Below are 20314 nucleotides of genomic sequence, written 5' to 3'. Positions count from 1 at the left end.
CACCCGCTTCAGGAGTCAGACTGATGGGCCGTGCATGGGCGAACGGCGTTGGAACGTAACGGTTTTCGGTGTAGCGGTGGGCTCGGGAAGGTGAGGGCGTCTCGGTGACTGAAGCCGAGACAGTGGCGGACGTTCGAGGTAGGACCTGCTCCCGCCTTGCTGCAACGTTGGCCGGAGTGTCGCGTCAACGACCCGGGTTCAACGCCGCTACTTGATCCGCTTCATCGTTTGGTGCGAGATGGTGCGGCTGATGCCGGGGACCCGCAGGAGGCGTGTCGTTTGGAATCGCTCGTATGCGTTGGCGTCCTCGACCATGACACGCAGCAGGTAGTCCGGCGCACCAAACACTCGGCGCATCTCGACCACCTCGTCGAAGGCCTCGATCTCGGCTTCGAACTTCTCCAGCGACACCTGATCGTTCACGGCGACCTCGATGGCCACCGTTACTTCGAAGCCGCGGCCTGCAGCTTCGGGGTTGATAACGGCCCGGTATCCGCTGATCACTCCTTCGTCCTCGAGTCGCTTGACCCGCCGCAGGCACGGTGCCGGTGTCAGCGATATCCGGTGCGCGAGCTCGGTGTTGCTCAGGCGGCCGTTCGCCGACAACTCATCAACTATTGCTGTGTCGATGCGATCGAGTTCCCGAAATTTGCGCATGGAGCCAGTATGACGCGTGAATCCGCAATCGGAATTCGCCATAACCTGGCTAGCGTTGCTGTCATGGAGATCCGCCACGTCCCGGTCACTCAAGTCGTCATGATCGCCAGCGCCCCGCTCCTGATGATCGTGGTGAGTCTGTTCGAGCGTCGCTGGGGGCCGATGGTCGCTGGAAAGGTTGCCGCTGCACCGATCACGGCGATGATCGGTCTGCTGCTGGTCGCTGCCGACCTCGGCAATGACGTGAGTCACGAGATGGCCATCACGATGAGCGGATACGTCCCCGCGCAGATCGGCATCGCGCTCGTCGTCGCCGCACTCGTGAAGCGAACCAGTTTCCTGCGCGGACTCGCGGTGGGCATCGCTGCGTACGGGTGCCTCGCCTGGGTGGCCACTCTCCTGCCCGCCGTTGTGGCCATCGCCACGAGCATGCTGCTACTCATCGTCAGTCGGCGGTTGGTCGCCGCACCACCGGAGACCAACGACGGAAGTCAGCCACCACTCGCTGCCGGCCGATGGATGATCGCGCTTCGCGCTGGTGCGTCGCTCGCGACGGCACTTGGCCTCCTCGTGGTGTCCCAGCGGTTCGGGCCTGCGGCCGGCGGCGTGATCGGCGCCTTCCCGATCTTCACGTTCACCCTGTGCGCCTTCGTCTTCGCCACCTCCGGCCAGACTGGTGTGCGGCAGGTCCTTGCCGGCATGGTCCATGGACTCCCGGCGTACTTCGCCTTCGTGCTGACCTACGCACTCATGACCCCGCACATCGGCTCCATCGGTGCCGCGCTCGCCGGGTCCTTGGCGTGCGCTTGCTGCTACCTCAGATCAGCCCCGCCGTCGGCGAAACTGACTCTCGACACCTACACGCACTGGATGGGTAGCGACGCCGACGTGCCGCGCTGAACCGGATCAACGCAGCGTTTTCTGAGAGCTCCGGGCGCGCATCGGGCACGCGAGGAGCAAATGACGGCGGCGGCGAGGGAGCGTCGGGCGATGCAACAACGCTCTGACGTGCGGAAACGTGCTTGTGCCCCCGGCATGATTCGAACATGCGACACCCGCTTTAGGAGAGCGGTGCTCTATCCCCTGAGCTACGGGGGCATGCCGGTCACCCGGCGTCGCCAAGTGTAGGCGGAGCCGAGATGGGAGTCGCGCGCCGGATCGGATCGAACTAGCGGTGCGGGGTCAGCCGGAACGCGCGGGCGCCCGACTTCCAGGCGAGTTCGAGGTCACCCGGGACCGGGTTGCCCTGCTTGTCGATGGCCACCTTGTTGAAGTTGGCGAACGCCTTGTTGTCGCGACACATGACGCCATACGCCTCGATGACGCCGTCGTGGTCGGTGATCGCGACGACGTCGGCCTGCTGCGGTGTGCCCATCAGGACGATGTTGATCGTGTCGCCGGTGCGGAGGTTGCGGCCCCAGGCGAACGGCGTGCCGACCAGGAGGTCGGCGCCCTGCCGGGTGTAGGCGACGGGCAGCTCGAAACGCTTGCCGGAGCGGCGGCCGACGATCTCCAACAGGACCAGTCGCCGGCCGGGGAGTTTGCTCAGGAGCGGCACTCGGAGCATGGTGCGCATGACGCGGTTGACGGCGCCCTGGAAACGCAGGGTCTGGGCGCGGGGTTGCTGGGACATCTGTCCTCCCTCGGGCTGGGCCGGACCGGGGAGCCGGGCGCCGACCGGTCCGGATAAATGAAACGATTTCGTTTCATTTATACGCCTCTGCAAGTCCCATGGCCAGGTGTCCGTGGGGCGTCTCCTGGCCCGACATACGCTGGACGCGCGAAAGCCGTTAGCCGGAAAGGAAACTCGTGTCCGATCAATCCTCCACGCGCTCGGCCGCGTTCCAGCGGTTGCTCGCCGATGCGGGGTGGACGGGCCAGGTTCGGGTGCTGCCCGAGTCGGCGCACACTGCCGTGCAGGCGGCCGCGGCACTCGGCTGCGAGCCGGGCGCGATCGCGAGCAGCCTGGTCTTCCTGGCCGGTGAGGAGCCGGTGCTGGTGATGACCAGTGGTGCCCATCGTGTCGACACCGAGCTGTTGTCGCGCGAGCTCGGTGTGCCCGTCGTGATGGCGCGGGCCAGGCTGGTCAAGGAGGTCACCGGCCAGACGATCGGTGGGGTTTCGCCGATCGGTCACCCGGCACCGTTGCGCACCATCGTGGACGAGAGCCTGCGGTCGTATGGCGAACTCTGGGCGGCGGCCGGCAGCGCGAGCAGCATCTTCCCGATCGGCTTCGATGACCTGGTGCGTATCACGAACGGCACGACGATGCGGGTCGCCGAGGACTGAACCGGCCCCGGCGACCCGCGGGTGGCTCAGCTGGAGGCGTGTCGCATGCCGACGGTCTCCTCGGCACCGATCGCCTTGATGATCTCCGGAGCGGACAGCTTCTCGACCTTGCCGCCGACGAGCGGGATCTTGGCCTTGAGGTCGGCGTCGACGGCGATGCGGGTGCCGTCACCGTCGGGTGCGATCGAGGCGGTGCCCTTCATGGTGATCGGCTGGCCCTTGAAACCGATGTCCAGGGTGCCCTCCCGGCTGCCGTCGGCCTGCCGAGCGCCCCAGGTGATGACCTGGGTGACGTCCACCTTGTCGCCGACGATCTTCTTGACCAGGTCGGGCACGTCGCCGGACGGCATGATGCGCTGCACCCGGACCTCGTGACCCGCGCCCTTCTCGGTGACCGTGCTCTGATGGCTCAGCGCGCCGGCTTCTTCGCAGATCTCGTCCTGGTAGGCGGGATCGACCGAGAGCGCGTAGACCTCGTCCGGCGTCGTTGGCAATGTCCACTGCTGGGAAATCTTCATGCGGCCGAACCTACTGGCAGGTAACCAATTTGTGAACAGCTCTGGACGGCCGATCTCGCGTGGTCAGGACGCGGCGACGCCGCTCCGCCAATAACCCATGAAGCACACCGCTGCCTTGGGTATGTCGAACTCATCGACGAGCATCCGCCGCAGCGCTCGGACCCGGCCGGACTCGCCGGCGATCCAGGCCGACAGGTCGGCGGTCTCCGTCACTGCGGTGTTTCCCGCCGAGACCTCCCAATAGGAGTCCGCCACACCGTCCTCGATCACTGTCGTGGCAGCGTGGTCGGACGTGAGCGGTCCGAGTGCAGTGAGCCACTGCCGGACCGCGTCGCCCTGGTCGTCGCCGCGGTCGGTGACGCTCCACATCAGGTCGACGTTCGGCGGCGCGTGGACGCCCCGGGTGTCTTCTTCGTGCGGAACCTCGATGCTCACGAGTCCGGTCGCATCGGCCGGCAGGCGCTCCAGGATGCCGTTGATCGCCGGCAGTGCCGTGATGTCGCCGACGATGAGTTGCCTTGCGGTGCCACCGAGTTCGCGTCGGAACTCCAGGCCCCCGGCTTCGCCGGCGAAGTCGGCGTTCGGGCCGAAAATGACGGCTTCGTCGCCCGGCACCGCCTCGACCGCGAAGCGCGAGCCGGGTCCGGTGATGCCGTGGTCGACGAAATCGACGTCGATCTCGCACCGCTCGGGGCGGACCGCGACGACCGTGTAGGTGCGGATGTGCGCGCGGGCGTCGGCCGGTTGCTCACGCCACTGCGCCCACCAGTCGACCCCGGTCGGGAACGCGCTCAGGGGTAGGCCGCCCGGCTTGGGCAGCACCAGCTTGATGCGCTGGTCGTAGCCGCGGTCGGCGAACCTGTCGAGGGACGGGTCCGTGAACGTCATACGGACCAGGCTCGGTGACCGGCGCTGCCGCCGCACGAGGCGGACGGGGAACATTCGGTACGGCGGGGCGTCGACGGTGACGGTCACAGGGCTTCCTCCCGATCGATGACATCGGTAAGGCTAACCTAAGTAACCGCGAACGGCCCAGCGGCCCTCGGTGTTCAGTCCCGGTGCCGCAGTTGCGCCAACAAGCGACCGTGACGCTCGCCGGCCTGGGCGGCATACTCGCCCTCGGCCGTGGCGGGGGACAGGTCGCCGGCCCGGGCGTCGCCGGTGCGCAGGTCGATCTGCTCCGACAGATATCGCCACAGCACGGCGACCGAGGCGGCCACCGGCACGGCGAAGAACGCACCCGGTATGCCGAACTCACTGCCGCCGAACGCGACCGACAACAGCACGATCGCCGGATGCAGCGACATCGACCGGCTCTGCAGGAGCGGTTGCAGCACGTGGCCCTCGATCTGCTGCACCGCAACGATGATGATCAGCACGATGAGCGCCTTGCTGACGCCGCCTGCGACGAGAGCGACGAGCACGGCGACGGTCCCGGCCGCGAACGCACCGACGATCGGGATGAAGCCACCGAAGAAGGTCAGCACGATCAGCGGCACGGTCAGCGGGATCTGCAGCACCACCAGCCCGATACCGATGCAGATGGAGTCGACCGCGCTGACGATCGCCTGGGTGCGGATGAAACCGGACAGGGTGTTCCAGACCCGGGTGAGTGCCTCGGTCAGGTGCGCACCCGCGCCGCGGCCGACCGACACTCGCACCCACGGCAGGAAACGCGGGCCGTCCTTGAGGAAGAAGAAGGTCAGGATCAGTGCGACGACACCGTCGATCAGCACCTGGCCGGCCAGGGTGATGCCGTTCAGCACCTGGGTGGCGATCTGGTCACCGCTGGACTTCAACCGGTCGGTGATGCTCGCCGTCGCCTGGTCGATCTGATCCGGTTGGATGTGCAGCGGGCCGTTCTGCAACTCGTCCCGCAACTGGTTGACGCCGGCCACCGACTGATTGACCAGGTCGCCCCATTGGGACGAGACGGTCGGCGCGGTTGCGGCGACGATGCCGCCGACCACGACGACGGCGAGCAGCAGGCCGCCGAGTGCCGCCAGGGCGGGCGGCACCTTGTGGGCACGCAGCCAGCGCACCGGCGGCCACAGCACGGTGGTCACCAGCAGCGCGATCGCGACCGGCAGCAGTGCCGACCAGAACATCCCGAGGACCTGCAGCACCAGCCAGGTCGCCGCGACGACGACGATGAAGCGCAGCGACCAGCTCGCCGTCCACTTCAGCGCGTGACTGATCACACCGGCTCGGTCGATGCCCTTGTTCGGGTTCCGGTCGGCGGCATACGCGGCGGTCCGTGGCGGCGTGACACCGTCCTCGACGTAGTCGTTCGCAGACTCCTCCTGCCGGTCGATGGCCTCAATCGCGTTGCTCGGGCGGCGGTTGCCCATCGTGGCGGTCCCTCCCATGTCTTCTGCAGCGGTGCTCGATCGATGAGCTCGATCGGTGGCCCCGGTCGCAACGGTATTGCACCACTGCCCGGTCTGCGCAGTAGCCGCGCGAAGGTGGCCCGCCCGGGCGTGCCTGGCGGGGAGCCGCCGGTGCGACGGTTAGCCTTGCTCGGTGAGTTCGCCCACCCCGCAAGACGATTCGACCAACCCCTGGTTGGCGACCGGCCGTGATGCCCTCGTGCGTGACGCCGTGGGGGAATGGCAGCGGCATTTGGTCGACCTCGGCGGCCGCAACACACTCCTGTGGTTCCGGGACCTGCCCAGCGGAACGCTCGACCTGACCCGCGCCCACCCGGCCGGTATGGCGCAACTGTTCTCCGCCGGTTCCGCCCCGTTGGAGCTGCTGCTACGCGAGCCCGCGGCCCTGGCCGAGGGCGACCGGCGCGCCCGCATCATCCGCTCGCGCACCCAGGCGCTCTCGCAGGAGCGCGGCATCTCCTCCTGCTACCTCGCCATCGGTATGGCGACCTGGGAGCACCCCGGTGCACCGCGGAATCCCGCGGCGCCGGTGTTGTTGCGCCGGATCGACATCGTCGGCACGCCGAAGGTCCCGCAATCGCTGACCCTGCGGCTGCATCCGCACATCGAATTCAACTCGGTGCTGGCGAAGTACGTCGAGGTCGAGCACGGCATCAACCTCGACACGGACGCCATCGACGACTATCTGCGGGACGACGCCCGCGTCGATCCGGGCGGCGTGCTGACCCGCATTCAGCAGGCGTGCGCCGACGTGCCCGGCTTCGACGTCGCCCGCCGGTACGTCGTCGGCACGTTCAGCTACACCAAGCTGCCGATGGTGCGTGATCTCGCCGATCAGCTCGGCACCTTGTCCTCGCATCCGGTGATCGCCGCGCTCGCGGGCGATGCGGACGCGCGCGGGGACGTCCGGGCCGAGGCGCCGGCGGTGGTGGATCGCGATCCGGCGAGCGAACACCTGGTGCTCGACGCGGACGCCTCCCAACAGGACGTCGTCGAGGCGGCGCGGGCCGGCGCGCACCTGGTCGTGGAGGGTCCGCCCGGCACCGGCAAGAGCCAGACGATCGCCAACCTCATCGCCGCGATCGCGGCCGACGGCAGGCGTGTCCTGTTCGTCGCCGAGAAGCGCGCGGCGATCGACGCCGTGGTGAAGCGACTGGACCGCGTCGGGTTGGGTGACATGGTGCTCGACATACATGACGGGCAGGGTGGTGGGCGCGAGCTCACCGCGCAGCTGGTTGCCAAGATGGACGACCTCGTCGCGTCCGACATCGAGTCCCGGACGACGCGTGCCGACCTGACATACCTGCGCGACGACCTCGCAGCGCACCGGCGGGCGATGCACGAGCCGCGCAACCCGTGGGGCGTGACCGTGGACGAGGCCCAGAGTCGGGTCGCGGCCTTCCATGCGATGAAACCGGCTCCGCGCTCCCATGCCGGCATCGACCCGGCCGACCTGGACGCGATTCCGGCCGGCCGGCGGGACGAGTTGCGCGACGAGCTGGTCCGGGTGGCCGAGCTCGGCGCCTGGCGCACGAACGACGAGCCGGATCCCTGGTATGGCGCCCGGGTGGTCGGCGTACAGCAGGCCGGCCGGACCCAGGAACTCGTCGAGCGACTGGCCGGCGGCGGCCTGCAGGAGCAGCGCGACCTGCTGGACCGGCTCGGGGAGAAGCTCGGTCTGCCCGCTGCGGACACGATGCTGGCGTCCGAGCAGCAGTTGGAGCTGATGAGCGACGTCCACCGCACCCTGGAGACGTTCCGGCCGGAGGTCTTCTCCGCGCCGCTGGACCAGCTGGTCCACGCGACCGGCTCGAGCGACTATCGCAAGGCCAATCCCAGCGATCTCGGCACGCTCGACCGGCGCCGGCTGCGCAAGCAGGCGAAGACGCTGCTGCGACCCGGCCAGCCGCCGTCCGACCTGCACGGTGTGCTGGTGCTCGCCTCGGGCCAGCGGGACCGCTGGCGGGCGCTCGCGGGCAAGGGTTCACTGCCCTCGGCTCCGGTCGACGTCGCGAAATACGTCACCGCACACGAGCGGCTGCGCGAGGACCTGGAGTGGCTGGCCAAGCGGTTGGACGGCACCCGCGAGGGCAACGCGCTGCTCGAGGTCGATTACGACGCGCTGCAGGATCGGCTCGATCGGCTGGCCGGTGCCAAGGACCGGCTGGCCCTCGTGCCGTCGGTCATCGGTCCGCTGGATCAGCTGCGGGCCAACGGGCTGGGCGACCTGATCGATGACCTGGCAGCGCGCAAGGTGCCTCCGGCGCGAGTCGGCGCGGAGTTCGAATTCGTTTGGTGGAGAGCGGTTCTCGGTCGCATTGCGGACCTCGACCCGGCATACGGCGAGGCCGACGGTGCAGCGCTGCGGGAGCGGGTCTCGGCATACGCCGCGGCCGATGCGGAGCACGTGGGCTCGGGTGCTGTCGCGGTGCGAGGCGCGTGGACCGAGCAGGTGCGCCGGACCATGCGCGATCTGCCGGAGCAGGAGAGGCTGCTGCGCGAGCAGGCACGCGCCGAGCGGCCGCTGGCGCTGCGCGAACTGCTGCCGCAGGCGCCGGAGCTGCTGACCGCGATCGCGCCGTGCTGGGTGATGAGTCCGCTGCTGGTCGCCTCGATGCTGCCGCCCGGTGTGTGGTTCGACGTGGTCGTCTTCGACGAGGCATCCCAGATCCCGCCCGCCGAGGCGATCTCCGCGATCTCCCGCGGTGGCCAGGTCGTCGTGGCCGGCGACCGGCGGCAACTACCGCCGACGAGCTTCTTCCGCGGCGTCGACGAGTCCGACGAGGACACGTCGCCGGTGGCGGCCGAGTCGATCCTCGACGCTCTGACACCGCTGCTGCCGCATCGCGAACTCACTTGGCATTACAGGGCATTGGATGAGCGGCTGATCGCTTTCGCCAACGCCCAGCTGTATGGCGGCAGGCTCATCACCTTCCCCGGGGTCGGCGACGACACGGTCGTGCGGCTCGACGTGGTGACCGGTGACTCGTCATCAGGGGATCCGACGAGCGCCGAGGTCGAGCGGGTGGTGCGTGTCGTGCTCGACCAGGCCCGGCAGCGACCCGATGAGTCCATCGGCGTGATCACGCTCGGCCAGCGGCACGCGGACCGTATCGAAGCCGCGCTGCGGGACGCGATCGCCGGGGATGCGGGCCTGGCGTGGTTGCTGGACGAGTCGCTGCTCGAGTCGTTCTTCGTCAAGAATCTCGAACGTGTGCAGGGCGACGAGCGTGACGCCATCGTGCTGTCCGTCGGGCACGGCCGTGCCTCGGACGGCAGCGCACCGCATCGCTTCGGGCCGATCAGTGCCGAAGGTGGGGAGCGCCGGCTCAACGTCGCGATCACCCGGGCACGCCGTCGGATGGTGATGGTGTCGTCGTTCTCCGGGGACGAGTTGCATCCCGGCCGGCTGCGGTCCCGCGGTGGCCTCCTGCTGCGCGACTTCCTGCTGTATGCCGGGTCCGGTGGCGCGGCCCGTCGGGTGCATTCCGACACCGGGACGGAGACGGGCGCCGTACCGGAGCCCGCCGCACCGAGCGGGGTGGTGCGCGGTCCGGACGGGCGCCGACGGCGCGCGGCATCGTCGGGCAGTGTGCTCGACCGGCCGATCCTGCCGCCGACCCCGGAGGTCGAAATCCCTGTGCTGGTGCGCGATCTCGCGCGCCGGCTGCGTGCCGAAGGATTGGTGGTGCATCCGGGGTGGGGCACGTCACGGCACCGGCTCGACCTCGCGGTGGAGGACCCGCGGCGACCGGGTTCATTGCTCGTCGCGATCGACACCGACGGCGCCGTCTACGGCTCGATCGCATCGACCCGTGACCGCGAACGGCTGCGGGTCGAGCAGTTGCGCCGGCTGGGCTGGAGCTACGAACGCGTCTGGACCCGCGACCTCTTCCGCGATCCGGCGCGTGAGGTCGCTCGCCTCGTCGAGGCCATCCATGCCGCATCGAAGGTCGCGAGCACGAAGCAGCGGATGGAAACGGCCCACGACCGGGCACACAACCCCTGGCTCGCCGATGAGTGACCCGGATCAACCTTCTGACGAGCGGCCCGGAAAGCGACGGCACCGGCGCGCGAGCAGCCCGGCGACCACCGGTCATCCCGACGCCGGACACTGGTCGAAGAACGCACCGGAGCCCAGCGCAGTCGATGAATCGCACGCGACGGATGCGTCGGTTGAACACCGCGTCGCCGGACGCGACGAGGGCACACCAGAATCGGCCCAGGATCGCTGGTGGCGTGAGCAGCGCCCACCGCACTGGGAGTGACACGGCGGACATACGAAGGGGCGGGACCGTGACGGTCCCGCCCCTTCGGCGTTGTTTCAGTCGAGCTGAGGGTCAGAGTTGACCCTGGCCGCGACCCTGACGCAGTTCCTGCAGGATCTCGGTCAGCACGTCGACCTCGGTCGCCGCGGCGTCCTCTTCCTTCATGTAGCGCTCGTGGAACGCCTCGTAGGGCTTCACGACGCCGAAGTAGACGACGGCGGCCAGGATGATGAAGGCGACCAGCGCGGTGATGAACAGTCCGACGTGGACACCGCCCGGCTTGTAACTGCTGAAGTCCGCCGAGCCACCGAACTTGCCGATGATGTCCAGGACGACCGTCGTGAACGCGGTGACAACGGTCGCGAATGCCCCGCCGATGATGAATGCGACGGCGATCTGCACGAGATTGCCTTGCATGAGGAACTTCTTGAAGCCTGCCATGAAATTAGTCCTTGATTAGAAGGGAGTCGGGGTCGCCGGAACTGTATCGAAGATTTCGTATCCGGCAGAGCATGAAACACCGGCGAGTAGGTCACAGTTGTGCTAACGGAGAATGGCGACCGATGCCACCTCAGGCACCCGCCCGCAACGCAAGCTGTATGCCGCCGCCCAGCCCACCCGAACGTGCACTGACCGCGGACCCGACCGCAGCGGCCTGCGTCGGCGTCACGGCCACCAGCACCGACGCGGCATCCGTGGCGGACAGCGTCGGGTGCTCCTCGGCATCCTGTGCGGATCCGGCGGGCACGGAGACGACGGAAACGGCTGTGGCGACCGTCCGGGCCCTGGCGGTGTCGATGAGGTCGACCCGGTCGCCCGGCTGCAGCACCCGGACCAGCGCGCGGTCGCTGCTGCTGACGCCGATGACGACGCGTCCCTTCGGCAGCGCCGGCCAGGACCGGGCGGCCCGAACCCGCGCGGACGTCACCGGCTCACCTGCCCGGATCGGCGCGGTGAGCACCTTCCCGGTGGCGGCGGCCGAACTCAGCAGGCCGGGCACCTTGTCGGCCACCGACCATCGGACCTGCCGGACGTCGGATGGACCGAGCCGCTGCCCCGCGGTCAGGTCGTGTGCCGCGACGGTCACCGGATAGCTCGGCGGGTCCGCGGGCCGGACCGCGCCGACCACCGCCAGCACCGCGCAGCCGCCCAGGAGTCCGGCGAGCACCCGGCGGCCCCGGGACCGGCGCCACCGCGCCTCGCGACCGGTTCCCTGCCACGTGCTCGGCAGCAACCGCTGGAGGCTCTTCATCACGGCAGGGTGATCGGCAGGTCCATGCCGTCGAGCACACGCCGGCACGGGCAGGTCGCTGTGTCGTCCGGCTCCGGCGCGGGCAGCCGCGAGATCGTCTCTCGGAGTGCGACTTTCAGGTGCTCGATGTTGTCGGCGAAGACCCGCATGACCTCCTCATGCGTCACTGACTCGCCGCCCTCGACACCGGCGTCGTTGTCGGTGATCAGGCACGCGGTGCCGAAACACATGGCCAGCTCGCGAGCGATGGACGCCTCCGGCATGCCCGTCATGCCGACGACCGACCAGCCGGCGGCCTGGTGCCACTGCGACTCGGCGCGCGAGGAGAACCGCGGGCCGCCGATCACGACCAGCGTGCCGCCGTCGACCGCCCGGGCGAAGTGGGTGCCCGCCGACTCCAGCAGCGCCGAACGCAACTGCGGGCAATAGGGATCCGCGAATGACACGTGAACGACCGGGCCGACCTCGTCGTAGACCGTCCCGGCGCGGCCGGACGTGCGGTCGACCACCTGGTCGGGCACCAGCAGCGTCCCGGGCGTGTGCTCGGACCGAAGGGAGCCGACGGCGCATGGTGCGAGGACCTGGCGCACACCGACGGACCGGAGCGCCCAGAGATTGGCGCGGTAGTTGACCAGGTGCGGCGGGTAACGGTGACCCTGACCGTGGCGGGCCAGGAACGCCACTCGGCGGCCGTCCACGTCACCGACGACGATGTCGTCGCTGGGCGCACCGAACGGGGTGTCGACGTGGATCCGCTCCGGGGAGTCGAAGAACGAATAGAAACCGGAGCCGCCGATGACGCCGATGTCCGCGCGCGGACCGTCATAGGAATGGTCGTCAGAAGTCATGCTGCGAGATTAGCCAGCAGCAGTGACCGCGGTGCAGGCTGATCCGCGACCGGTGGACGACGGAGCCGGCCGCGAGGGGATGTGGACGGGGAGGTGCTCAGGCAGCGGAGCCGTCGGACGACGAGGTGGTCGTCGAGGTCGTCGTGTTCGAGCTGCTGCTGGTCGAACTGCTCGTGTCGCCGGACGCGGTGGTGGGCGACGTGTCCTTCTTGGCGGACGCGGGCGCCGACGCGGTGGACTTCTTGCCCGAGTCGCGCGAGTCGGTCTTGTAGAAACCGGAGCCCTTGAACACCACACCGACGGCGCCGAACTGCTTGCGGAGGTTTCCGCCGCACTCGGGGCAGGTGGTCAGCGCGTCATCGGAGAAGGACTGCTGCACATCGAAGGCGTGCGCGCAGTCCTTGCATACATAGGCATAGGTCGGCACGGGCACAGTGTACGGGGTGTTCGGCCCTGTCCCGAACTCCCTGTCCCGAAGTCAGTCCTGTTCCGAACGCAGCGGCGTCGCCCAGCCCGCCATACGCCCGTCACGGGACACCGAACGCACCCGCCGGATGGCGTGGTCCCGCGACTTGGCGGTCGTGACCAGGAGCAACTGGTCGCCACGCCGGATGATGGTGCGCGGGCTGGGCACGAAGCCCTGCTCGCCCCGAACGATCAGGGTGACGTTGGCGCCCTTGGGTAGCCGCAGTTCCTGGATCTCGACGCCGTTGAGGCGTGACGTCTCGCCGACATGAAGTTGCAGGACGTCCGCGTGCAACTCCTCCAGGGGCGTTGCCTCCACGTCCAGATCGAGCACCTGCGCGGCCTCCGCGACACCGAGCTTGCGCGCGATCCATGGCATGGGCAGCGCCTGGACCAGCGTGAAGATGAGTACGAGGACGAAGACCAGGTCGAAGATCCAGTCGGTGTCGGGCGTTCCCACCGTCAGCGGCACGGTCGCGAGCACGACCGGCACGGCGCCGCGCAGGCCGGCCCAGGAGAGGAAGAGCTGCTCCTGCCAGCGGAACCTGAACCAGCTCAGGCTGGCGAACACCGACAGGGGCCGGGCGACCAGCAGCAGCACCAGCCCGACGAGTATGGCGGGCAGGACCTGTCCGCCCAGCCGGCCCGGCGACGCCAGCAACCCCAACAGCACGAACAACCCGATCTGCGCCAGCCAGCCGACCGCTTGCGCGAACCCGTGGACCGCGCGGCGGTGCGGCAGGTTGCTGTTGCCGAGGACCAGCGCCGCCAGGTAGACCGCGATGAATCCGCTGGTGTGGGCCAGGCTCGCGGTGGCATAGGCGAGCACGGCGACCGACAGGATGCCGATCGAGAACAGGCCCGAGGAGCCGGGCGCCGTCGCCCGGCTCAGTTTCGCGAAGAACCAGCCGAGGGCGAGGCCGATGGCGGCGCCACCGATGAGTTCGCCGGCCGCCTCGAGCGCGACGATCCACCAGGCGTGCGCCGTCCGGCCGGGCGTGGCCGCGTCGGCCAGGGCAACGACGAGCAGCACGACCGGTGCGTCGTTGAAGCCGGACTCGGCTTCGAGGACGCCGGTGATCCGGCGCGGCAGGCCGACCCGCTTGAGCACCGAGAAGACCGCCGCGGCGTCGGTGGAGGTGACGATCGCGCCGAGCAGCAGTGCGATGGTCCAGGACTTGCCGAGCAGCAGCACGACGAACGCGGCCATCACCAGGACGGAGACGAGGACACCGAGGGTCGCCAGTAACGCGGCGGGTGCGATCGAGGACCGGATGCTCGACCAGCGCGTGGAAATACCACCTTCGGCCAGGATCAGCGCCAACGCCGAATAGCCGAGAACCTGTGTCAGCTCAGGGTTTTCGAAATGTATGCCGAGCCCGGCCTCGCCCATCGCGAGCCCGATCCCGAGGTAGAGCACGAGCGTCGGCATACCCGAGCGGTTCGCGAAACGCACCGCCGCGACAGAGACGAGCAGCACCAGCGCCGAGATGAACAGGACGAACGCGAGGTCGTGTGTCGTGAAGTGGTTCGCTGCGGAGGTGGCCACGGGGGTCTCCTTCGCAGAGTGGTCGGTTCCGGGGCTTGGGCGTCAGCGTTCCGGCCGAAGGACGGACCATCGGTACCGAAATACTGACACGGAGATGAGGAACGAATCTCCGCGTCAGTATTTCAAATGGTCGGGCCCACCTGCGCAACGCCACCTGACGGGGTCAGCACGGCATCGACGATGCAATCGTGCGGTTCGGAGGGCACTCCATCCATCACTTCGGCGTCGAAAAGGACTGCCAGCACTGGAGTTCCGGGGGCCTTGCGGTCCAGCGTCCGGTCGTAACTGCCGCCGCCCTGGCCGAGCCGGATGCCGGTGGCCCGGTCCACGGCCAGCCCGGGCACCAGGATGAGGTCGGCGTCGGAGATCGCGGCGATGCCGAGATCCGCGCCGGAGGCCGGGTCACGCCAGGACAGGTCGTTGTCCGCCAGCAGGGTCGGCACGATGAGCCGGACGCCGAGGGAGACCAGCGCCGCGCGGATGCCGTGTGTCGGTGGCTCGGTCGGCAGTGCCTCGTAGATCGCGGCGAGTTGCGGCACCGGCCGATCGTTGAGCCAGCGCGCCAGGCCGAGGCCGAGGGCTTCGCCATACGCCCGCCACTGCTCGTCGCCCACGGATGCGCGCAGCGATCGGCGACCGGCACGGATCCGCCGGCGGGCGTCGCGCTTGTTCGCCGGGAGTTCATTCGACATACGGTTGATTCTGACGGCATTCACGGTGGATCGAGCGAAACCGTGTCGTAGCCTGTGCGACATGACAGCCGAGGGGACTTCTCAAGTACGTAAAGCGGTGATTCCGGCGGCAGGTCTGGGCACTCGCTTCCTGCCGTCCACCAAGGCGATCCCCAAGGAAATGCTGCCGGTCGTGGACAAGCCCGCGATCCAATACGTCGTCGAAGAGGCCGAGCGCGCCGGCATCCACGACATCCTGATGGTGACCGGGCGCAACAAGGCCGCTCTGGAGGACCATTTCGACCGGCACTGGGAACTCGAGCAGGCGCTGGAACGCAAGGGCGACACGCTGCGGCTGCAGCGGGTGCAGAAGTCCGCGAACCTCGGCAACGTGCACTTCATCCGCCAGGGCGAGCCGCGCGGGCTCGGTCACGCGGTGCTCTGCGCGAGGACCCATGTGGGGGACAGCCCCTTCGCCGTGCTGCTCGGCGACGACCTGATCGACGAACGGGATCCGTTGCTGGACACCATGATTCAGGCGCAGGAGCTGTATGGCGGCTCGGTCGTCGCACTGATGGAGGTTCCCGAGGACCAGATCCACCTCTACGGCTGCGCGGCAGTCTCGCAGATCGACGGCGCGGGCGACCAGGTCGTGCGCGTCGAGTCGCTCGTGGAGAAACCGGCGATCGGCGAGGCACCCAGCAACCTGGCGATCATCGGTCGCTACGTGCTGTCCCCGGAGATCTTCGACGTGCTCGAGCACACCGGACCCGGCCGGGGCGGCGAGATCCAACTGACCGACGCATTGCTGGAGATGGCCGACGACCCGGATCGCCCCGGTGGCGGGGTCACCGGCGTGATCTTCGGCGGCCGGCGCTACGACACCGGTGACCGGCTCGACTACCTCAAGGCGATGGTCCGGCTCGGTGCACGGCACCGCGATTTCGGCGCGGACTTCCGGGCCTGGCTGATGTCCTGGGTCGACTCGGAGGAAGGTCGCGGCCGCAACGGCAGCAGCGGCAAACCCGCCGAGCGCGAGCATCTCGGCCACTGAGGCTGCTGCTCGCGTCATTAAACTGCGAAGGTGCTCACCTTCGACGAATACCAGCAGCGGGTGGTGGCCGCGGCGCGCCGATTGCCGTCGCGCTCCGTTGCAGCCACCGATGCCACCGACCTGCTCGGTCTGGTGACGGCGGAGCCCCTGCGCAGCCGTGTCGCACTTCCCGGCTTCACCAACTCCGCGATGGACGGGTATGCCGTGCGGGCCGCCGACGTGCAGGGTGCCACCGCTGACGCCCCGGTCTCGTTGCCGGTGACGGGTGACATCCCGGCCGGGGACACCCGGTCGCTGCGGCTCGAACCCCGCACCTGCTGGCGGATCATGACGGGCGCGCCCGTGCCCGACGGCGCGGACGCAGTGGTGCAGGTGGAGTTGACCGACGGCGGCACGGAGACGGTGGCGATCCGGTCGGCCGTCGAGGCGGGGCGCGCCATCCGCCGTCGGGGGGAGGACATCGAGCCGGGCGACGAGGTGCTGCCGGCAGGCACGCTGCTGCACCCCCGGCACGTTCCCGCGCTGCTGTCCGCCGGTGTGCCGGAGATCTCGGTGATCCCACGGCCGCGCGTCGCGATCGTCAGCACCGGGGACGAACTCGTCGAGCCGGGCCGGGAGCCCGGCCACGGGCAGGTCGTGGACTCCAACGGCCCGATGCTGGCGGCGCTCGCGGTCGAGTGCGGGTTCGAGGTCGTGGCGATGCGCCGGGTCGGTGACACCGGAGAGGAAGTCCGCGGGGCACTGACCGAGCTGGCCGGCGTCGCCGACGTCATCGTCACCAGCGGCGGCGTGAGCGCGGGAGCCTTCGAGCCGTTGAAGCTGGCCTTCGAGGGGAGTGGTGGTTTCGACTTCGTGAAGGTCGCGATGCAGCCGGGTAAGCCGCAGGGCTTCGGAACTCTCGGCAACGCAACGGTTTTCGCTCTGCCCGGCAACCCGGTCAGCTCCTTGGTGTCGTTCCTGGTCTTCGTCGCGCCGGCGGCACGGGTGCTGGCCGGACGCGACCCCCGGCTGACGACGGTCGAGGCGCGGGTGGCCGAGCACTGGACCTCCCCGCCCGGGCGGCAGCAGTTCGCCCGGGTCGTGTTCGACGACGACGGCCGCGTCGTGCGGCCGATCGGCGGCCAGGGCTCCCACGTGCTCGGCGGCCTCGCCGGGTCACACGCGCTCGCGATCGTGCCCGCCGACACCACCGAGGTCGCGGTCGGTGAGACCCTGCACGTAATTCCTCTCGAAGGACTCGCATGACAAAACCCTCTGAACTCACGCATCTGCGGAGTGATGGCACGGCGCACATGGTCGACGTCAGCGCCAAGGCCGTCACCGCCCGCGTCGCGGAGGCGCGCGGCCGAGTGTTGTTGTCGCCCACCGCGATCGAAGCGCTCCGGTCGGGCAAGGTGCCCAAGGGCGACGCGCTCGCGGTGGCACGGATCGCGGGCATCCAGGCCGCCAAGCGCACACCTGACCTGGTGCCGCTCGCGCACCCGGTTGCGGTGCACGCCGTGTCGGTGGACCTGACCGTCCAGGACGACGGGGTGGACATCAGCGCCGAGGTCCGCACCGCCGACCGCACCGGCATCGAGATGGAGGCGCTGACCTGCGTGACCGTCGCGGCGCTGGCGTTGATCGACATGGTCAAGGCCGTCGACAAGCACGGCCGCATCACCGACGTCCGGGTCACCGCGAAATCCGGTGGCCGGTCGGGGGATTGGCGGGAATCGTGACAGCCGCCTGGGTGATCACCGCGTCCAACCGTGCCGCGGCCGGGACGTATGACGACCGCTCCGGGAAGATCCTCGAGAAGTCCCTGCAGGACTGGGGATTCACCGTGACGCGCAAGGTCGTGCCCGACGGGCCACCTGTCGGGGCCGCGCTGCGCGAAGCTCTCGACGCGGGGGCCCGCGTCATACTCACGACGGGCGGGACGGGCTTGAACCCCACCGACCGTACCCCGCAGGAAACGGCGCCGTTGCTGGACTTCGAGGTGCCCGGCATCGCGGAGGCGCTGCGGGCACAGGGCGTGGCGGCCGGCATACCGACGGCGACGCTGTCCCGAGGACTCGCCGGTGTCGCAGGCGACGCCCTGATCGTCAACCTGCCCGGTTCGACCGGGGGTGTGCGGGACGCGCTCGTGGTGCTGGAACCCGTGCTGCCGCACGCAATTTCGCAACTCGATGGGGGAGACCATTAGGTCCCGGTGGTGGCCGACCGCTGTCGCCGGCGAGTGGCGTGGTTCCCGAATAGTGCTCCGGCCACTACGGGTCCGCGCGGACAAGCGTGAGTTCCTGGCGTTGCGCGCGGAGAACTCCGCGTGGACCCGGCCATGGGATTCCACGGCGCCCGGCGCAGGTGAGGTGCGGATGAACTACGGACAGTTGGTCCGCTTCCAGGATCGCGAAGCTCACGAGGGCCGGCTGCTGCCGTTCGCCGTCGAGGTCGACGGAGCGCTCGCCGGGCAGATGCACCTCTTCGGCATCGCGCGGGGTGCATTGCTGTCCGCGGCGGCCGGCTACTGGATCGGTGAGCGGTATGCCGGCAGGTCGATCACGCCATACGCGCTGGCGATGGCGATCGACCACGCCTTCTCGGACGCCGGACTGCACCGCGTCGAGGTCAACATCCGGCCCGACAACGACGCGAGCCTGCGCGTGGTGGAGAAGCTCGGGCTCCGCGAAGAGGGCATGCGCAAGCGCTACCTGCACATCAACGGCTCGTGGCACGACCACCTGACGTTCGCGGTGACCAGTGAGGAACTGCCGAGCGAGACGATGGTGGAGCGGCTGCGTCGCCGCCTGTGAATTCGGCTGTGGCACAAGCGAACTGAGCGCGATCGGCGTCTCTCTACACGGAATGACTTGCTGTGCAAGCGGCGACACACCGTGGACCTCCACGGATCGCAACGGATTTGGCCCTAACGTCTTGTCTCGTGCAGCAGCCGAGCAGCCTGATCTTCCTGGCCATCGTCGTCATTTGGGCTGCCTATCTCCTGCAGCACTGGATCCGGCGCCGCGAGGCGCTGGCCACCGCGCGCTCCGTCGACCAGTTCAGCGACGCGATGCGCGTGCTGGAGCGACGTGAGCACCGGGTCGAAGGCGTCGCCGAGCAGGCATCCGATCCAGCGCACGCCAGCCGAACATCGGCACCGCGGATCAGCGACAGCGGACCGCGGCCGTCACTGCGAGCAGGGACCGTCATGACCGGAGAAACCCCACAGCCCCCCACGCAACCGTCCGCCGAGAATGGCGACGAGGCATCCGCCTCGGCGACCCAGAAGCTCGCTGCAGCGAGCAACTCGTCGGCCGAAGCCGTCCAGCGCTTCGGCAACTTCGCCGCGCACGCGGGCTCCCCGAAGCTGCGCGCGATCGCGCTCATCGGCAGTTTGTCGTTGCTGGTGATCACCGTCGTGTGCGCACCCTTCGGTGCCCTGCCGTGGTGGTCGCCGGTGCTGATGCTCGTCGTGTCCGGCGGTGTCTTCTGGTGGTGCCGTGCTTCGGCCATGGCCGCCGGTGCCGCCCAGCGTCGCTCCGGTGCATCAGCGCATCAACGTCCGCGGGCGTCGGTTCGCAAGGGCGACGGTGTGCAACTGCCGCAGCAGCGCCGGACCGCCGCACCGGCAGCCGCGGCGCCCGCGGAGGTGCCGCTCACGAAGGCGACCATGCCCGAGCCGGTCGTCGAGAGTGCCCCGGTCGCTGACAGTGACCAGGTCTTCGACGTGATCGCATCCGACACGACCGCGTCCCAGCAGCCGGTCGCGCCGCCGCTCGTGTCGATCGCGCCGGAGCCCGCCGCCCAGGAATCCGTCGCCCAGGAATCCGTCGCTGAATCCGTCGGGCAGGAGGCAGCGGAGGAGTGGGAGCCGGTCGCCGTGCCGCGCCCGACCTACACGATGAAGGAGCGGGCGCCGGAGCGCCCGCAGCAGGCGCCCGCAGCGACCTCCAGCAAGCGGTCGTATGACGATGTCGCCAATGAGGACCTGCCGTTCGACGGTCTCGCCCTCGACCAGGACCTGGACGACCTGCCCTCCGTTTTCCGGGCGGGCTGAGCAGGCTCGAGCGCGGGCGATCGAGATGTCCCGCAGGGGTCGGCCCGATTTAGCCGATCGCCCGTCTCGGTGTTAATGTTGCTCTCGCTCATGGGGCATTGGCGCAGTTGGTAGCGCGTCTCGTTCGCAATGAGAAGGTCAGGGGTTCGAATCCCCTATGCTCCACCAGAGATAGTGAAGAGCCCCCGTCAGGTTTTCGACGGGGGCTCTTCACTATCTCCAGGCGACACAGTGGATTCGGGAGGAGCCGCAGCGAAGCGAGGACGACGGCTCCCCTATGCTCCACCCCAACAAGAGAAGCGCCCCGGTCACTC

General features: G+C 69.0%; 20 protein-coding genes and 2 tRNA genes. 10 read left to right on the top strand and 12 right to left on the bottom strand.

The features are described 5' to 3' along the window. Positions 1–207: 207 nt before the first annotated feature. Complete coding sequence (locus VG502_RS12065; RefSeq protein WP_325550307.1) at positions 208–750, bottom strand: Lrp/AsnC family transcriptional regulator; 543 nt, start codon at positions 748–750, stop codon at positions 208–210. On the opposite strand from VG502_RS12065, the gene VG502_RS12060 reads away from it, so the two are divergent. Beyond that, positions 721–1557 carry a hypothetical protein gene (locus VG502_RS12060; protein ID WP_325550306.1) on the top strand — a complete coding sequence of 279 codons (837 nt, stop codon included), beginning with the start codon at positions 721–723 and terminating at the stop codon, positions 1555–1557. The two genes, VG502_RS12065 and VG502_RS12060, sit on opposite strands and share 30 nt — an antisense overlap. Positions 1558–1682: 125 nt before the next feature. Here the strand turns inward: VG502_RS12060 and VG502_RS12055 are convergent. Next, positions 1683–1755 (bottom strand) — tRNA-Arg (locus VG502_RS12055). Positions 1756–1825: 70 nt separating this feature from the next. Further along, positions 1826–2290 (bottom strand): hypothetical protein, encoded by a 465-nt coding sequence (locus tag VG502_RS12050; protein ID WP_325550305.1) that lies wholly within the window; start codon positions 2288–2290, stop codon positions 1826–1828. A gap of 176 nt (positions 2291–2466) precedes the next feature. On the opposite strand from VG502_RS12050, the gene VG502_RS12045 reads away from it, so the two are divergent. Then, positions 2467–2946, top strand: a complete 480-nt coding sequence (locus VG502_RS12045) for a YbaK/EbsC family protein (protein ID WP_325550304.1) — start codon at positions 2467–2469, stop codon at positions 2944–2946. Between the two features lie 26 nt (positions 2947–2972). Here VG502_RS12045 and VG502_RS12040 read toward each other — a convergent pair whose 3' ends face one another. The 3 genes from VG502_RS12040 to VG502_RS12030 form a co-directional block, all read right to left on the bottom strand. After that, the gene (locus VG502_RS12040; RefSeq protein WP_325550303.1) at positions 2973–3464 is read right to left on the bottom strand and encodes a DUF2505 domain-containing protein; all 492 of its coding nucleotides are present in this window, start codon (positions 3462–3464) and stop codon (positions 2973–2975) included. 63 nt (positions 3465–3527) lie between these two features. Beyond that, the gene (locus tag VG502_RS12035) at positions 3528–4406 is read right to left on the bottom strand and encodes a siderophore-interacting protein (RefSeq protein WP_325550356.1); all 879 of its coding nucleotides are present in this window, start codon (positions 4404–4406) and stop codon (positions 3528–3530) included. A 107-nt stretch (positions 4407–4513) separates the two neighbouring features. Beyond that, the gene (locus VG502_RS12030) at positions 4514–5833 is read right to left on the bottom strand and encodes an AI-2E family transporter (RefSeq protein WP_325550302.1); all 1320 of its coding nucleotides are present in this window, start codon (positions 5831–5833) and stop codon (positions 4514–4516) included. A gap of 154 nt (positions 5834–5987) precedes the next feature. Between VG502_RS12030 and VG502_RS12025 the strand changes: the two genes are divergently transcribed. Continuing rightward, positions 5988–9878 carry an AAA domain-containing protein gene (locus tag VG502_RS12025; RefSeq protein WP_325550301.1) on the top strand — a complete coding sequence of 1297 codons (3891 nt, stop codon included), beginning with the start codon at positions 5988–5990 and terminating at the stop codon, positions 9876–9878. Positions 9879–10194: 316 nt separating this feature from the next. Here the strand turns inward: VG502_RS12025 and VG502_RS12020 are convergent, their stop codons facing one another. From VG502_RS12020 to VG502_RS11995, 6 genes are all read right to left on the bottom strand, one after another. Next, positions 10195–10563 carry an MscL family protein gene (locus VG502_RS12020; protein WP_325550300.1) on the bottom strand — a complete coding sequence of 123 codons (369 nt, stop codon included), beginning with the start codon at positions 10561–10563 and terminating at the stop codon, positions 10195–10197. 130 nt (positions 10564–10693) lie between these two features. Continuing rightward, positions 10694–11374, bottom strand: a complete 681-nt coding sequence (locus VG502_RS12015; RefSeq protein ID WP_325550299.1) for an SAF domain-containing protein — start codon at positions 11372–11374, stop codon at positions 10694–10696. Beyond that, positions 11374–12222, bottom strand: coding sequence for an S-methyl-5'-thioadenosine phosphorylase (locus VG502_RS12010; RefSeq protein ID WP_325550298.1), 849 nt, complete (start codon positions 12220–12222; stop codon positions 11374–11376). The genes VG502_RS12015 and VG502_RS12010 overlap by 1 nt, the downstream gene beginning before the upstream one ends. 97 nt (positions 12223–12319) lie before the next feature. Further along, on the bottom strand, positions 12320–12649 hold the full coding sequence (locus VG502_RS12005) for an FmdB family zinc ribbon protein (RefSeq protein WP_325550297.1): 330 nt from the start codon (positions 12647–12649) through the stop codon (positions 12320–12322). Between the two features lie 51 nt (positions 12650–12700). Further along, positions 12701–14236, bottom strand: a complete 1536-nt coding sequence (locus VG502_RS12000; RefSeq protein ID WP_325550296.1) for a potassium/proton antiporter — start codon at positions 14234–14236, stop codon at positions 12701–12703. Between the two features lie 122 nt (positions 14237–14358). Then, on the bottom strand, positions 14359–14928 hold the full coding sequence (locus tag VG502_RS11995) for a 5-formyltetrahydrofolate cyclo-ligase (RefSeq protein WP_325550295.1): 570 nt from the start codon (positions 14926–14928) through the stop codon (positions 14359–14361). 61 nt (positions 14929–14989) lie between these two features. Between VG502_RS11995 and galU the strand changes: the two genes are divergently transcribed. The 7 genes from galU (at position 14990) to VG502_RS11960 (ending at position 20168) form a co-directional block, all read left to right on the top strand. Then, complete coding sequence (galU, locus tag VG502_RS11990; RefSeq protein ID WP_325550294.1) at positions 14990–15961, top strand: UTP--glucose-1-phosphate uridylyltransferase GalU; 972 nt, start codon at positions 14990–14992, stop codon at positions 15959–15961. Positions 15962–15991: 30 nt separating this feature from the next. Beyond that, on the top strand, positions 15992–17206 hold the full coding sequence (locus VG502_RS11985) for a molybdopterin molybdotransferase MoeA (RefSeq protein ID WP_325550293.1): 1215 nt from the start codon (positions 15992–15994) through the stop codon (positions 17204–17206). Continuing rightward, positions 17203–17682, top strand: coding sequence for a cyclic pyranopterin monophosphate synthase MoaC (moaC, locus tag VG502_RS11980; RefSeq protein ID WP_325550292.1), 480 nt, complete (start codon positions 17203–17205; stop codon positions 17680–17682). The genes VG502_RS11985 and moaC overlap by 4 nt, the downstream gene beginning before the upstream one ends. Then, the gene (locus VG502_RS11975) at positions 17679–18149 is read left to right on the top strand and encodes a MogA/MoaB family molybdenum cofactor biosynthesis protein (protein WP_325550291.1); all 471 of its coding nucleotides are present in this window, start codon (positions 17679–17681) and stop codon (positions 18147–18149) included. Before moaC ends, VG502_RS11975 begins: the two co-directional genes overlap by 4 nt. A 52-nt stretch (positions 18150–18201) precedes the next feature. Continuing rightward, complete coding sequence (locus VG502_RS11970; protein WP_325550290.1) at positions 18202–18756, top strand: GNAT family N-acetyltransferase; 555 nt, start codon at positions 18202–18204, stop codon at positions 18754–18756. 128 nt (positions 18757–18884) lie between these two features. Beyond that, the gene (locus tag VG502_RS11965) at positions 18885–20000 is read left to right on the top strand and encodes a hypothetical protein (RefSeq protein WP_325550289.1); all 1116 of its coding nucleotides are present in this window, start codon (positions 18885–18887) and stop codon (positions 19998–20000) included. A 92-nt stretch (positions 20001–20092) separates the two neighbouring features. Continuing rightward, positions 20093–20168, top strand: a tRNA-Ala gene (locus VG502_RS11960). Positions 20169–20314 lie beyond the last annotated feature (146 nt).

It is taken from the genome of Flexivirga sp., assembly GCF_035551235.1.
Lineage (GTDB): Bacteria > Actinomycetota > Actinomycetes > Actinomycetales > Dermatophilaceae > Flexivirga.
Note: the sequence above shows the minus strand (reverse complement) of the source record. Positions and strands in the feature narration are given on the sequence as shown.